Source organism: Microvirga massiliensis (genome assembly GCF_001006805.1).
Lineage (GTDB): Bacteria > Pseudomonadota > Alphaproteobacteria > Rhizobiales > Beijerinckiaceae > Microvirga > Microvirga massiliensis.
The window spans coordinates 158,533-172,357 of sequence record NZ_LN811365.1 but is presented as its reverse complement, the minus strand read 5'-3'; the positions used below and the strand labels follow the sequence as shown (position 1 = coordinate 172,357).

The window sequence follows — 13,825 nt, the reverse complement described above, 5'->3', positions numbered from 1 at the left end:
CCCTTCGGGCGGCCAGATCTTTCGCAATGGGGATCCGGTGCACACCGCGCTTGGTAATCCGTGTACTGAAGATCCATCGGCAACATTGACTGTTCTGGAACGTTAGCAGTCATGAGCTTCAGCGGACCCAACAGCGCTCTGCAGATCTTCGGTGTCACTCTGATCGGGGTGACGCCGGAAAACGGGCTCAAGCTGCTCCTGACGCTGATCTTCGTGGTCGCAATTTCCCTTCTCGCAAAGCTGCTCCGCGCTGTGCTGGGGAGGGTCGCGAGAGGTGATCGCTGGCCCAAGGCCAGGTTCTGGGGTCGCCAGGCGGTAATGATTCTGAGTACCCTCGTTCTGTTGATCGGGGTAATCTCCATATGGTTCGACGACCCGACGCGGTTGGCCACCGCCTTGCTCCTCATCACGGCCGGGCTGGCATTCGCCCTTCAGCGGGTCATTACAGCCTTCGCCGGCTATCTGGTGATCCTGCGGGGCAGGACATTCAATGTCGGGGATCGCATCGTGATGGGCGGTGTGCGAGGGGATGTCATCGGGCTGGGCCTGATGCAGACGACCATCATGGAGATGGGGCAGCCGCCAACTGTCCAGAACGCCGATCCTGCCATGTGGGTCAAAGCGCGCCAATACACGGGCCGGATCGTCACCGTCAGCAATGCGAAGATCTTCGACGAGCCGGTCTACAACTACTCGCGTGAATTCAGCTTCCTATTCGAGGAGCTCACGACGCCCATCAAGTATAGCGCCGACCGGGCTCGCGCCGAGGCCATCCTCCTTGATGTTGCCTGGAAACACACCTCCGAATACCTCCATCTGAGCGAAGCAGACGGCCGGGAGTTGCAACGCCGCTACTTCATGCACCGGCCCACCTTCGAGCCCCGCGTCTACTGGCGCATGACCGACAATTGGCTCGAGCTCACCGTACGCTTCGTGGCGCGAGATCACGGCATCCGGGAGTTGAAGGATGCCATGACGCGCGACATCCTTGCCGCTTATGACGAGGCAGGAATCGAAATCGCCTCCGTGACATTCGAGGTGGTGGGCACCCCACCCCTCGAAATCGTGAAACAATCCTGAGTCAGCGGCTCCACGTGCTCCCGCTCATCAGCTCAACCGACCGCTCTCAGACCCCATGAAGGCAAGGTCCAAGATGGCGCTTCGAGCCGCGCCTCCGGAAAGAACGCGGCGGTGGGCAGGATGCCATGAGCCGCAATGACTTCGGCGGTCGATGCTATACGGCCGTCCGATGACACCTCCGCGCCGAGCGCAATGGCGCCGTCCTTGCGACCCACGAGGTTCAGCGCGAGATCGGAGGCGAAGATACGGTCTTTCGAATAGGTCACCTGACCGAGTTCGATGATGCCGTTGCGCCTCTGAAAGGGCCTGATGAGATAAAGCATTGTGTCCGCAGCATCCTTTCTCCCCCAGTTCCGTGTCTATGAATATGGACCGACGCTCCTGGTGCCCGATCTCTTCGTGTTGCTCGACCCAATGGAGACGGGATGGACCTCGTCTCCTCGGCGCACCAAGCTTCCCTTGGGTTAGAGCGGCAGGGTTAATGATGTCTTAATCCCGTTTCCGCCTCCGGTGACGCGAATTCCCTCACGATATGATGCGATGCCACAGATGCGCCGCCGACCCGTGCAGGGCTGCATCGGCGATCGGCTGAAGATATTGCTAACTATTCAACGAAACGGGATCGCAAGAGAACGAAGTGCAATTGGGGCATCCGGCCAAATGCCGCGTTGGTTGAAATGTATCGGGTCACAACCTTGCAGGGCCCTTCCGAGGGCAGCCGCACCGCACGTTTCGTTTGGCTTACGTCCGGCCTCTTCGCGGTCGCGCTGACGATAGTCTTTCTGGCCATCCTGTGGACCAGTGACCCGGAGCACCGGCTGCACCTGTTGCCGCTCGTGATCTTCGGCTTTTGCATCGCGATCGCAGGGCTCGTTCTGCTCGCGATGCTGTTGCGCTCGCTCTCGCTCGATCTCGCGCGCAGCCAGGCGCGGGCGCAGGAGCTCGCGGGGCGGGATCCGCTTTCGAACCTCCCGAACAGGCTGCTTTTCCAGGAGCGCCTGGACATCGAGATCAATCGGCTAGTCCGTTCGGAAGAGAGCATTGCCGTGCTTCTCCTCGATCTGGATCGCTTCAAGGACGTGAACGATACCTACGGCCACCCTGCAGGTGACGAACTCATAAAGCAGGTTGCGCAACGCCTCGCCGGAGTGCTGCGCGGCGCGGATACACTCGCACGTCTCGGAGGCGACGAGTTCGCTATCGTCCAGACGGGGATCCGGGCGGTACAGGATGTCGAGGCGCTGGCCCGCAGGATTCTCGAGGCGCTCTCGCATCCATTCGAGATCGCTGGCGCCGAGGTCATCGTCGGGGCCTCGATCGGGATTGCGCTCGCACCCGAGAACGGGCTCACGCACGAGGCCCTTCTGCGACTCGCCGACACGGCACTCTACCAGTCGAAGAGCGAAGGCCGAAACCGTTTCAGCTTCTTCGAACGCAGGATGGATGACGCAATCCGGATGCGGAAGATCGTCGAGGACGATCTCCGCCATGCGATCAATCGGGACGAGCTCACTCTTCATTATCAGCCTCTCTTCTCGGCCGACGGAAGTTCGGTCGTCGGCGTCGAGGCCCTCGTGCGCTGGCCTCACGCGCGACAGGGAATGATCAACCCGGCCCGCTTTATCTCCATCGCGGAGGAGCGGGGCCTCGTGGTGCCGCTCGGTGAATGGGTGCTCCGAAGAGCCTGCGAAGACGGAAAACGCTGGCCCGGTCTGCGCATTGCCGTGAACGTATCGCCGATCCAGTTCCGCCACCGCGATTTCGTCTCGAGCGTCATCCGAACGATCGAGGAGACCGGCTTCGATCCCGAGCGCCTCGAACTCGAACTGACCGAAGGTGTCGTCGTCGAGGATGCGGACGCAGCCGAGAATGCGATGATGAAACTGCGTGCGCTCGGCGTGAACCTGGCGCTCGACGATTTCGGGACGGGCTATTCGTCGCTGATCTATCTGAGGCGCTTTGCATTCGACAAAATCAAGATCGATCGCTCGTTCCTGGAGAGCATGGAAGCGACTGGCGAATCCGCCATTCTCGTTCACTCGATCGTGCATCTCGGGCGAGCGCTTGGACTCACAGTGACCGCAGAAGGCGTCGAGACGCGAGAACAGCACCGCTTCCTGCAGGCGCTCGGCTGCCACCAGCTGCAGGGCTTCCTGTTCTCGAAGCCGGTACCGCCTGAGGGTATCGATCTGCTCATCGGACAGCAGCCGAACCGAATGGCCGCGTCCGCATAGAGCTGGTCCAAGATTTACAGGAGCGTATCGATCCCCGATACGATGGCGTAGACGAAGCCCAGGCTGAGGCTGACGCCGAGGGATCCAACGGCCAATCCGCCTAGCACGACCACCCCGTCGCGCTCCACCAGCCCGATCCCGACGAGACAGACGGCAATCCCGAGGGGAATCTGACCCACCAGCGGAGGGGCGAAGAGGAGCGCCAGGGCTAGGACCAGCAGAACGACGCCCATCAGGCGCATTGCGAACATATTGTCCAACAAGGACATGCGGGGCTTTGAAAAGCGTTCCAGCCGACGAAAGAGCGGCAGAGCCCGCGCGAGGGCGCGGTCGACATCACTGCGGGCCAGGGACCGGCTCAGAATGGCCTTGGGGAGCCATGGGGCTGCTCTCCCGGATATGATCTGGAGAGCCACGAAGCCTAGCAACAGCCCGCAGATCAGCGGAATGGGCGGCGGCATCGGGAGACAGTTCGGCAGCCCCAGAAGAACGACGAGGAGGGCAAAGGCCCGGTCTCGGAGAACCGAGACGATCTCGCCAACGGTCAGGCGATCACCGTCCCCCGACGCGAGCACGGACAGGATCTCGGAGGTGCGGAGGACTTGGGACAAGGAGCCGGATTGGGTTGGAAGGGGTCCCCGTCCCTCTAGCGGAGTTGAACAACCGGGCCAAGTTCGTCGAACGCTAAACCCGGTTCGAGGTCAGAGGGCCCCAGCGAGCCTGGAAGCTCCCCGCAACCCGGTTTGTTCAGGCGCCTCGCGCCCTGCCCCAGCCTAATGGAGGGTTATGATGCCGTCCACGGCCTTGTACTCCGTTGGCTTTATAAGCCGGGAATGGGCGACTGTGACGGAGTAGAGCGGACCCTCCAACTCTCTCTTCCAGAATTCCAGGAAGTCCAGGAGGATCGGAAACCGTGGGGCAAGGTCGTAATCCTGCCAGATGTAGCTCTGCAGGAGCCCAGGGTGATCGGGCATGCGATAAAGGATCGTGGCAGTGGTCAGCCCATAACCCTCGAGCTGACGAATGAACTCCTTCGATACCATGAGCGATCTTGCCTCCGCGACAGCGTGACCCGAGCCACCCTCGGATGGTGACTCGTTCGAGCGCTACACTCAAGCCAAAATGCATAAATTGTCCTTTGGTTCCAAGCAGTTAGCAGCAACCACAAAGGACTGCTGACAGTCCCGCCCGAGCGGGCTAGCACTCTGTCGCGGGAGTGCCAAATTTTTTGTCCGGGCCTCTTGAAGGCCATCCAGTGACAACTTACCTCGCGCCTTGAAGCGGGGCCGTTCAGCAGGCTCCCTTCGTCTCACATTTGGTCAAGGACTGTTGGAGGACCGAAATGAAGTTTCGTCCCTTGCACGACCGTGTCGTGGTTCGGCGTCTCGAGAGTGAGGAGAAGACCAAGGGCGGGATCATCATCCCGGACACCGCGAAGGAGAAGCCCCAGGAGGGTGAGATCGTGGCGGTCGGGCCTGGCGCACGCGATGAGACCGGCAAGGCTCAGCCGCTCGACGTCAAGGCCGGGGATCGCGTCCTGTTCGGCAAGTGGTCGGGCACCGAGGTCAAGATCGACGGCGAAGACCTCCTGATCATGAAAGAAGCCGACATCATGGGCGTGATCGAGTACGCCGAAACCACTCGGAAGGCTGCCTGAGCAGGGCCTTCCTCCGGAATGTCATGTCTCTGAAGGAGTGACACAGATGGCTGCGAAAGACGTAAAGTTTTCGTTCGAAGCACGTGACAAGATGCTGCGTGGTGTGGACATTCTCGCCGATGCCGTGAAGGTCACGCTCGGGCCGAAGGGCCGCAACGTGGTGATCGAGAAGAGCTTCGGGGCACCGCGGATCACCAAGGACGGCGTGACGGTCGCGAAAGAGATCGAGCTCGCCGACAAGTTCGAGAACATGGGCGCCCAGATGGTCCGCGAGGTCGCGAGCAAGACGAGTGACATCGCGGGTGACGGCACCACCACCGCGACGGTGCTCGCCCAGGCGATCGTGCGCGAGGGCGCCAAGGCGGTCGCGGCCGGCATGAACCCCATGGACCTCAAGCGCGGCATCGATCTCGCGGTCGAGGCCGTCGTTGCGGACCTCAAGAAGAATGCAAGAAAGGTCACGAAGAACGACGAGATCGCCCAGGTCGGCACGATTTCGGCGAACGGCGATACGGAGATCGGCAAGTTCCTTGCCGAGGCGATGCAGAAGGTCGGCAACGAAGGTGTGATCACGGTCGAGGAGGCGAAATCGCTCGCGACCGAGCTCGACGTGGTCGAGGGCATGCAGTTCGACCGCGGCTATCTCTCGCCCTACTTCATCACCAATGCCGAGAAGATGCGCGTGGAGCTCGAGGATCCCTACATCCTGATCCACGAGAAGAAGCTCTCCTCGCTCCAAGAACTCCTCCCAGTTCTCGAGGCCGTTGTCCAAAGCGGCAAGCCGCTCCTGATCGTCGCCGAGGATGTCGAAGGCGAGGCGCTCGCGACGCTGGTGGTCAACAAGCTGCGTGGCGGTCTGAAGATCGCTGCCGTCAAGGCGCCGGGCTTCGGCGACCGCCGCAAGGCCATGCTTCAGGACATCGCGATCCTGACCGGCGGCACCGCGATTTCGGAAGACCTCGGGATCAAGCTGCAGAATGTCACTTTGGACATGCTCGGCCGGGCGAAGAAAGTGGTGATCGAGAAGGAGAACACCACGATCGTTGACGGTGCGGGCTCGAAGGCCGACATCGAGGCGCGGGTGCAGCAGATCAAGGCGCAGATCGAGGAGACGACCTCGGACTACGACCGCGAGAAGCTCCAGGAGCGGCTCGCCAAGCTCGCCGGCGGGGTCGCGGTGATCCGCGTCGGCGGCGCCACCGAAGTCGAGGTCAAGGAAAAGAAAGACCGCGTCGACGACGCCATGCATGCCACCAAGGCGGCAGTCGAGGAGGGCGTCCTCCCCGGCGGGGGCGTCGCCCTGCTGCGCGCCATCGAAGTCTTGAAGTCCCTGAAGGGTGAGAATGCCGATCAGCAGACCGGGATCGATATCGTCCAGCGCGCGGTGCAGATGCCGGCTCGCCAGATCGCGTCCAATGCGGGCGAAGACGGTTCGGTGATCGTCGGCAAGATCCTCGACAAGTCCGACTACGCATTCGGCTTCAATGCGCAGAGCGGAGAATATGGCGACATGTACACCCTCGGGATCATCGATCCCGCCAAGGTGGTCCGTACGGCGCTTCAGGATGCCGCCTCGGTGGCGAGTCTCCTGATCACGACCGAGGCGATGGTCGCCGAAGCCCCCAAGAAGACGCCGGCCGCTGCGGCTCCGGCAGGCGGCGACATGGACTTCTGATCGAGTCGTAAGATTCCCGAAGGCGCGGATCCTGGATCCGCGCCTTTTCTATTCTTTCGTCTGCATGGCGGGCCCTGCGACGCTGTCCTGCCTGCGCAGGACCGATCGCCCTCCCGACGAGTCAGGAGCCGGTACCCGGGGCGAATGCGATACATCGCCTCCTGAACTGGACAGGCCGGTCGAGGGAGCGAGATGATGCGGTCGTGGACCGCACAGGAGCCTCCAGGATGCGCTTCGCTTTTGCCGGAATCGATTTCCTCGGGGGCGTCTTCGACGAACTGATCCGCCAGGGCTGGCAGCCGGTGCGCCTGTTCACGCGCCCCTGCGATGGGATCTACGACTTCAACGACGAGGTTGTCGCCCGGGCGCGGGAACTGCGGGTCTCGGTCCGCTCATCGCGTATCAACTCTTCCGAGCTGGCGGACCTGAAGGAGCTTCGATGCGAGGCGCTCGTCGTGGCCGGCTATCCCTGGCTCGTCACCGGGTGGGAGCCGTTCGTGCCCTACGCCGTGAACTTCCATCCCTCTCCGCTGCCGATGGGACGCGGGCCCTACCCGCTATTCCGTGCCATTCTGGACAATGTGCCGACCTGGGGCATGAGCGTGCACCGGCTCGAACCGTCCTTCGATACCGGGGCCCTTCTCGCCCAGGAACTGTTCCCGCTGAATCCGGCCGAGACCCACGACACCCTGCTGGCGCGATGCCAGATGGCATCGCGCCGGCTCGCCGCCGTGCTCGCCGCAGACCTGCCGCGGCTCTGGAAAAATGCGCGCCCGCAGGGAGAAGGCTCCTATTGGAGGCGCATTTCGGATCGGGAGCGGACGATCGATTGGAATGACGCGCCAGCCGATATTCTGCGCACCGTGCGGGCCTTCGGATCGATCGAGGCGCTCGCTGCCGTCGGCGGGAAACTGCTCTATGTCTCGGCGGCATCGGGCTGGAACGAACGGCATGCCTACGCCCCGGGTACCGTTGCTCATCGACACCGCCGACACCTCACGATCGCTGCGCGCGGCGGCTTCGTCCAATTTACGGACTGGAATTCATCACCGGCTGAATCGCGGCGCAGACAAGTGTGACGGGCTGGTCTTGAGGCGGCACTCTTTGCACTTCGCGTCCTCACGCCCCCTCGTCATTGCGAACGGAGTGAAGTACTCCAGGAGCGCATCCGTCGACGGGTAGATTGCTTCGCCTGCGGCTCGCAAGGACGGCAGCGCGGCGGAACGGGCAGTGCACCACGCCTGCGGCGCGCAAGGGCGGAGAAGACGCAATCAATCTTTGATGTGCCCCATCTTCTCCAAGCTCTCCTTCGTATCGATATCTCTCAACACGCTCTCATCATCCAATGGCCACTCGACGACTCCCGCGCGGTTTCGCAAGAGCGGGGCGGCTCCGGTGTCGCCGGCCAGAATCTCGATGTCAGGCGCAAGCGCGCGAGAGAGAACGACCGGGTTGGCGCGCCGGCCCCCTGCGACCGGCACGAGAGCAACCGGGCATGCGTGCGCGATCCATTCTGCGATGATCCGGTCGATCAATGTGCTGCTGACCAGCGGCATGTCGCCGAGCAGAACGACAGCCGCCGATACTTCGCTCGGCAAGGCCGCGACGCCGCGCTTCAGGGACGTGGACATGCCCTCCGCGAAATTCGAATTCCGGACCACAATCATGCCGAGGTCGGCAGTTGCGCGTTCCACCTCATCGGCGCGATGACCGCTCACGAGGATCACCGGCCTTGCCTGCGATGCCAGTGCGGCTTCGGCAACGTGCCGTATCAGCGGCTTGCCTGCCAGAGATGCAAGCAGTTTCGGTTCCTGACCGAACCGGCTCCCACGACCCGCGGCAAGGATGATCGCCGCCACTTTCATTCAGGCTTGCTCTCGCCTCCGGCGCGCGGTTGCGGACGCGAGATGATTTCCATGAGCAGCCCGCCCACGCCGAGGCCGGTGATATCCTCTCGCCTGACCGGAAGACCGGCAAGCATCCGCTGCAGCATCCAGTCGAAACCATTCTCTTTCGGCGAGCGTGCGCAACCGGGCGCTCCGATGACCGGAACGCTTCCACGTGAACCGATGAGAAGCAGGTTGCCGGGATCAACCGGCATTCCGAAATGCTCAACCTGACCTCCGGCCGCTTCGATGGCCTGCGGAATCACGTCCCGCCGGTCCGCGATCGCAGAGGCTCCGAAAACCACGATCAATTCGGCATCGTGCATCGCGGGACTCGAGAGGGCATCGCGTAGCTCCGAAACGTCGTGCCGGACGCGGGTCTCCGCTGAAATGGTGGCGCCTGCCGGGTCCAGTCGCTGCTGCAGCACGCGGACCGTCTTGTCGACGACGCTCGCCTTCAGCGATGGGGTCAGGGTCGAGATGACGCCGACCCGCTTGACCCGGTAGGGCATGACGCTGATCGCGCCGTTACCTGCGCACCGGATCGCCTCGTCGAGCAAGACCTCGGGAACGGCATAAGGAATGATCTTGATCGTACCGATCATCTCCCCGGCGACAACCGGACGGAATTCCGGCAATGTCGCGACGGTAATGGCCTCGTCAATGCGGTTGACGGCATCGACGGTTTCACGACGGATCTGCAGAATTCCAGCGAGGCTCGCGAAGAGATTGGAGCGCCCCGTGAAGGGAGACTCGATCTCGACATTGTCGCCCGCGAACGCTTCCGCGAGCCTGTCTGCGGCCTCGTCCTCGCCGACATCGCCCGGCTCGAGTTGCACGACGGTGACCGCGTCGAAGCCTGCATGCGCGAGGCGCACGGCGTCGTCCTCGGAAATGCGATGGCCTTTCCTGATGACGAGGTCTCCGGTCCGAATGGAGTGAGCCGCCAGCGCGCCGACCGCCTCCATCGGCGGAACTGGTCCGAACTTCATGAGCCCCGTCTCCTGTCCTGGCGCAACGTGGCGACGATCTCGGCGAGGATCGACAGCGCGATCTCGGCCGGCGAGACTGCACCAATATCGAGGCCGATCGGCGCGTGAATCCGGGAGATCTCCTCTGCCGAAAAGCCCTCGGAAGTCAGCCGTTCCGTGCGCCGGGCATGCGTCTTTCGTGATCCGAGCGCACCGATATAGAAGCATTCGGCGCGAAGCGCCGCGATGAGCGCAGGATCGTCGATCTTCGGATCATGGGTGAGCGCGACGAGCGCGGTGTAGCGGTCAAGCCCGATGCGCGGGATCACGGCGTCGGGCCACTCGGCGAGCAGCGGCACATCTGGAAAGCGCTCGGGTGTCGCAAAGGCCGTGCGCGGGTCGATGATCGTGACATCGAGCTCGAGGCCGCGCGCTATCGGGGCAAGCGCCTGGCTGATGTGGACGGCCCCGATCACCACGACCCGAACCGGCGGCACCTGGACGGTCAGAAACAGATCGTCCGAACCGACCTGAACCATGCCGCTGCGGCCGCGGCGGAGATGGTCATGGAGAATGTCGGCGATCGGATCGTCATCGACCTCTGCCTCGCGGACGAGCCGCTGCCGGCCCGAGACGATATCCGTTACGAGGACGACGGCCCGGCGAGCGTCCCGCTCGGCGTTGAGTGCGGAAAGATAAGCGAGATCCATGACGTCGGCCGAGCCTGCAGCTTCCCTCGAAATTCCGCGTCAGTCGACGCGCTCGACATAAACCCTGATGCGGCCGCCGCAGGAAAGGCCGACTCTCCAGGCCGTCTCGTCCGCGACCCCGAACTCCAGAGTTCTCGGCTTCCCATCCTGGATGACGTCCGCCGCTTCCGTGATGACGGCGCCCTCGACGCAGCCCCCGGAGACGGAGCCCAGAAAGTTGCCTTCCTCGTCGATGACGAGGTGGCTGCCGACCGGCCTCGGAGCGGAGCCCCAGGTCTCGACGACCGTGGCCAGCGCCACTCCCTTCCCGGCCCTCCTCCAGGCTTCAGCCTCTCGCAGGATGTCGGTTTCCGTGCTGAGCATGGTCGTCTTCCATTGTCATGGCGCCTACCCGGTACCGTAGTCCGCTGCTGCGCCCTGGCAAGGTCGGGCCGTCTCGCCCGTCACGCCGCCCGGTTAAAGCGGCGAGGATCGAAGATGCGCCCCTCGCCCGTCAGGACGCTGCAGAGATCCTCCATGGCCGCAAGATTGTGGATCGGACGGAAGTCGTGGACATGCGGCAGCATCGCCCGAATTCCCGAAGCCCGGGCTTCGAAAGCATCGTAGCGCAGGAGCGGGTTCAGCCAGATCAGGCGTCGGCACGAGCGCTTGAGGCGATCCATCTCGAATGTCAGGGCAGGTCCAACATGGCGCTCGAGGCCGTCCGTAAAGAGGAGCACGATCGCGCCCTGCCCGAGCACACGGCGTGACCAGAGCCTGTTGAACGCGTGCAGGGCTTCCGCGATCCGTGTTCCGCCTTCCCAGTCCTGGACGCGTGCCGAGGCCCGAGCAAGGGCTTCGTCCGGATCGCGAGCAGCCAGGTCCCGGGTGATGTTCGTCAGCCGGGTTGCAAAGACGAAGGAATGGACCCGGCGGGTTTCCGCCACGGCATGGAGGAAGTGCAGGAACAGCCGGGAGTAATCCGCCATCGAACCGGAGACATCGACCAGCGCCACAATGGGCGGGTGCCGTGTGGCCGGAGCGCGAAAGGCGAGGTCGATGGTGGCCCCGCCCGTACGGAGCGAGCGCCGCAAGGTCCGCCGCACATCGATCCGGGCACCCCGGCGATCCGGTCGGAACCGGCGCGTGGCGACTGTGTCGTCCGGCAGCACCAGTTCCTGAATGAGCCGCCTCGCCTTGGCGATTTCCGCGGCGGACATCTGCGCGAAATCCTTGCGTTTCAGAATCTCCCGATCCGAGACGGTGAGACGCGCCGTGAATTCCTGCTCGAGTTCTGGCGCCGTCTCGGCCTTGGGTGGCGAGAACGCTTCGGTCACCCGGGTAGCGCCCGGTTTCGGAGCAGGATCGTTCTTCATGTCTCCGGGAGCGACCGGCGACATCTGGGCGATCAGCTTCTCGATCAGGGCCCGCCGGCGCCAGAAGATGCGGAACGCCTGATCGAACACGGAATGGTGCTCGCGGCGCTTCACGAACACAGCATGGAGAGTCCAGTAGAAATCCTCGCGCGTTCCGATCCCGGCTGCCTCCACGGCCTCGATGGCATCGAGCACGGCGCCGGGCCCGACCGGCAGTCCGGCCGCCCGCAAGGTGCGGGCGAAATAGGCGATATTGTCTGCAAGGCGGCCGGTGCCAGTGGACTCGTGCCCGGTCATCACTCTGCAGCCCGCAACTCGCTCCGGACCCGGTCCAGCATCTCCTTGGCCCGTGTCCCCTGCATCCTCTGGATGTCGTCCTGGTATTTCAGGAGAACGCCGAGCGTGTCGGAAACGAGGGCCGGGTCGAGGGCAACCGCGTCGAGCTCGACGAGGGCCGAGGCCCAATCGAGCGTCTCGGCGACGCCCGGGACCTTGAAGAGTTCCTCCCGGCGGAGCGCCTGAACGAAGCCGACGATCTCCCGGGAGAGACGGGCCGAAGCATCGGGAACGCGAGTCTTGAGGATCTTGAGCTCGCGCGACGCATCCGGAAAATCGACCCAGTGGTAGAGGCAGCGGCGCTTCAGCGCGTCGTGAATTTCACGGGTCCGGTTCGAGGTGATGACGACGATCGGAGGATGCTCCGCCCGGACGGTGCCGAGCTCCGGAATCGTGACCTGAAAATCGGAGAGCACCTCGAGGAGAAAGGCCTCGAAGGCTTCGTCGGTGCGGTCCAGCTCGTCGATCAGCAGGACCGGAGGACCTTCCGGCGCCGGCTCCAGCGAGCGCAGGAGCGGCCGGCGCACGAGGTAGCGCTCGGAGAAGAGATCCGCTTCGAGAGCGTTCCGGTCGACGCCTCCACCCGCTTCGGCGAGGCGGATCGCCATCATCTGGCCGGCATAGTTCCACTCGTAGACCGCCCCCGCTACGTCGAGCCCTTCGTAGCATTGCAGGCGGATCAGCTCTCGTCCGAGCGACCTCGCGAGAACCTTGGCGATCTCTGTCTTGCCGACGCCGGCCTCACCCTCGAGGAAGAGCGGCCGTTTCAGCTTGAGCGCGAGAAACAGGACGGTGGCGAGGGCCCGGTCGGCGACATAATCGGCGCCGCCGAGCAACGTGAGCGTCTCGTCGATGGAGAGCGGGAGAGGTTTCAAAACGGCCTCGCGGTCGGCGTACAAACGCATGCAATCTGGTGACTGTCAGCCCTGGCCACCATACTGCAAGGCGGTTGCAGCATAACGCGGACCCCGGGGCTCGCGTTCGCCCGACCATGAGCATCTTCGGGCTGCGAGCCGCGCGAGCCCGCAGGTCCCGTGCGGATCCTCTACCCGATCAGCGGTTCGCCGCGGCCTGAACGGCCCGCCGGGCCATCACGCCGATGAGGTGGGCGCGATAGGTCGCGTCTGCATGGATATCGCTGTTCAGGCCGTCAGGCGGAACCGTGATCCCCTCGAGCGACTTCGGCGAGAAGCGCTTGGCAAGCGCCTCCTCCATGGCCGGAACCCGGAAGACGCCATCGGAGCCAGCTCCGGTGACCGCGACCCTGATCTCCCCTGCCCGCTTGGCCACGAACACGCCCACCAGCGCGTAACGGGAGGCCGGATTCCGGAACTTGGCATAGGCTGCTTTCGACGGAATCGGGAAAACCACTTTCGTGATGATTTCCCCTTCCTCGAGCGCCGTGGAAAAGATCCCGGTGAAGAACTCGTCTGCGGGAATCTTGCGCTGATTGGTGATGATCGTCGCGCCGAGCGCGAGACAGGCCGCAGGATAATCCGCCGCCGGATCATTGTTGGCTATGGAACCTCCGACCGTTCCGCGATGACGGACATGCGGATCGCCGATCATTTCGGCCATCTCCGCGAGCGCCGGGATCGCCTCTCGCACGTCCGCGGAATTCGCGACGTCCGCGTGGCGCGTCATTGCCCCGATCGTGATCGAGCGCGCCGCACGCTCGATCCCCTTCAGTTCAGGGATTTGCGAGAGATCGATGAGGCTCCCGGGCGCGGCAAGACGCTGCTTCATGGTCGGAAGCAGCGTGTGCCCTCCTGCGATGATCTTCGCGTCCTCGGATTTCGTCAGAAGCGACGCCGCTTGCCGCAAGCTCGTCGGGCGATGGTATTCGAAGGCGTACATTCTGCGGTTCCCTTCCGGCTCCGGACCGGGTCGAAGCTCCAGAGCCACATCGTCATGGAATCAA

Annotated in this window: 15 protein-coding genes; 5 read left to right on the top strand and 10 right to left on the bottom strand. The window is 63.6% G+C overall.

Going from position 1 to position 13,825, the window contains the following annotated elements:
• Nucleotides 1-111: 111 nt before the first annotated feature.
• Nucleotides 112-1,080: a mechanosensitive ion channel family protein gene (locus BN1233_RS35560; RefSeq protein WP_046868376.1), complete on the top strand. Its 969-nt coding sequence runs from the start codon at nt 112-114 to the stop codon at nt 1,078-1,080.
• A 32-nt stretch (nt 1,081-1,112) separates the two neighbouring features.
• Here the strand turns inward: BN1233_RS35560 and BN1233_RS35555 are convergent, their stop codons facing one another.
• The gene (locus BN1233_RS35555) at nt 1,113-1,403 is read right to left on the bottom strand and encodes a hypothetical protein (protein WP_046868375.1); all 291 of its coding nucleotides are present in this window, start codon (nt 1,401-1,403) and stop codon (nt 1,113-1,115) included.
• A gap of 354 nt (nt 1,404-1,757) precedes the next feature.
• Here BN1233_RS35555 and BN1233_RS35550 point away from each other — a divergent pair, with 354 nt between their 5' ends.
• Nucleotides 1,758-3,314, top strand: a complete 1,557-nt coding sequence (locus BN1233_RS35550) for a putative bifunctional diguanylate cyclase/phosphodiesterase (RefSeq protein WP_052764076.1) — start codon at nt 1,758-1,760, stop codon at nt 3,312-3,314.
• Nucleotides 3,315-3,328: 14 nt separating this feature from the next.
• On the opposite strand, the gene BN1233_RS35545 is transcribed toward BN1233_RS35550, so the two are convergent.
• Both BN1233_RS35545 and BN1233_RS35540 read right to left on the bottom strand, forming a co-directional pair.
• Entirely contained in the window at nt 3,329-3,889 is a 561-nt protein-coding gene (locus tag BN1233_RS35545; RefSeq protein WP_046868374.1) for an exopolysaccharide biosynthesis protein, read from the bottom strand.
• A 198-nt stretch (nt 3,890-4,087) separates the two neighbouring features.
• Nucleotides 4,088-4,357 carry an usg protein gene (locus BN1233_RS35540; RefSeq protein WP_046868373.1) on the bottom strand — a complete coding sequence of 90 codons (270 nt, stop codon included), beginning with the start codon at nt 4,355-4,357 and terminating at the stop codon, nt 4,088-4,090.
• Nucleotides 4,358-4,656: 299 nt separating this feature from the next.
• Between BN1233_RS35540 and groES the strand changes: the two genes are divergently transcribed.
• The 3 genes from groES (at nt 4,657) to BN1233_RS35525 (ending at nt 7,725) form a co-directional block, all read left to right on the top strand.
• Nucleotides 4,657-4,971 (top strand): co-chaperone GroES, encoded by a 315-nt coding sequence (gene groES, locus BN1233_RS35535; RefSeq protein WP_046868372.1) that lies wholly within the window; start codon nt 4,657-4,659, stop codon nt 4,969-4,971.
• A 46-nt stretch (nt 4,972-5,017) separates the two neighbouring features.
• Nucleotides 5,018-6,646, top strand: a complete 1,629-nt coding sequence (groL, locus tag BN1233_RS35530; RefSeq protein WP_046868371.1) for a chaperonin GroEL — start codon at nt 5,018-5,020, stop codon at nt 6,644-6,646.
• Nucleotides 6,647-6,873: 227 nt separating this feature from the next.
• A complete protein-coding gene (locus BN1233_RS35525) occupies nt 6,874-7,725 on the top strand; it encodes a methionyl-tRNA formyltransferase (RefSeq protein WP_046868370.1) in 852 nt (283 codons plus the stop codon).
• A 192-nt stretch (nt 7,726-7,917) separates the two neighbouring features.
• Here the strand turns inward: BN1233_RS35525 and BN1233_RS35520 are convergent, their stop codons facing one another.
• From BN1233_RS35520 to BN1233_RS35490, 7 genes are all read right to left on the bottom strand, one after another.
• The gene (locus BN1233_RS35520; protein WP_046868369.1) at nt 7,918-8,511 is read right to left on the bottom strand and encodes a nucleotidyltransferase family protein; all 594 of its coding nucleotides are present in this window, start codon (nt 8,509-8,511) and stop codon (nt 7,918-7,920) included.
• Nucleotides 8,508-9,524: a molybdopterin-binding protein gene (locus BN1233_RS35515; protein ID WP_046868368.1), complete on the bottom strand. Its 1,017-nt coding sequence runs from the start codon at nt 9,522-9,524 to the stop codon at nt 8,508-8,510. Before BN1233_RS35515 ends, BN1233_RS35520 begins: the two co-directional genes overlap by 4 nt.
• Nucleotides 9,521-10,213, bottom strand: coding sequence for an XdhC family protein (locus BN1233_RS35510; RefSeq protein ID WP_046868367.1), 693 nt, complete (start codon nt 10,211-10,213; stop codon nt 9,521-9,523). Before BN1233_RS35510 ends, BN1233_RS35515 begins: the two co-directional genes overlap by 4 nt.
• A gap of 39 nt (nt 10,214-10,252) precedes the next feature.
• The gene (locus tag BN1233_RS35505; RefSeq protein ID WP_046868366.1) at nt 10,253-10,576 is read right to left on the bottom strand and encodes an XdhC family protein; all 324 of its coding nucleotides are present in this window, start codon (nt 10,574-10,576) and stop codon (nt 10,253-10,255) included.
• Between the two features lie 80 nt (nt 10,577-10,656).
• Nucleotides 10,657-11,865 (bottom strand): vWA domain-containing protein, encoded by a 1,209-nt coding sequence (locus tag BN1233_RS35500; protein ID WP_046868365.1) that lies wholly within the window; start codon nt 11,863-11,865, stop codon nt 10,657-10,659.
• Nucleotides 11,865-12,809 carry an AAA family ATPase gene (locus tag BN1233_RS35495; RefSeq protein WP_187144455.1) on the bottom strand — a complete coding sequence of 315 codons (945 nt, stop codon included), beginning with the start codon at nt 12,807-12,809 and terminating at the stop codon, nt 11,865-11,867. Before BN1233_RS35495 ends, BN1233_RS35500 begins: the two co-directional genes overlap by 1 nt.
• Before the next feature lie 148 nt (nt 12,810-12,957).
• A complete protein-coding gene (locus BN1233_RS35490; protein ID WP_046868364.1) occupies nt 12,958-13,761 on the bottom strand; it encodes an FAD binding domain-containing protein in 804 nt (267 codons plus the stop codon).
• Nucleotides 13,762-13,825: the final 64 nt, after the last annotated feature.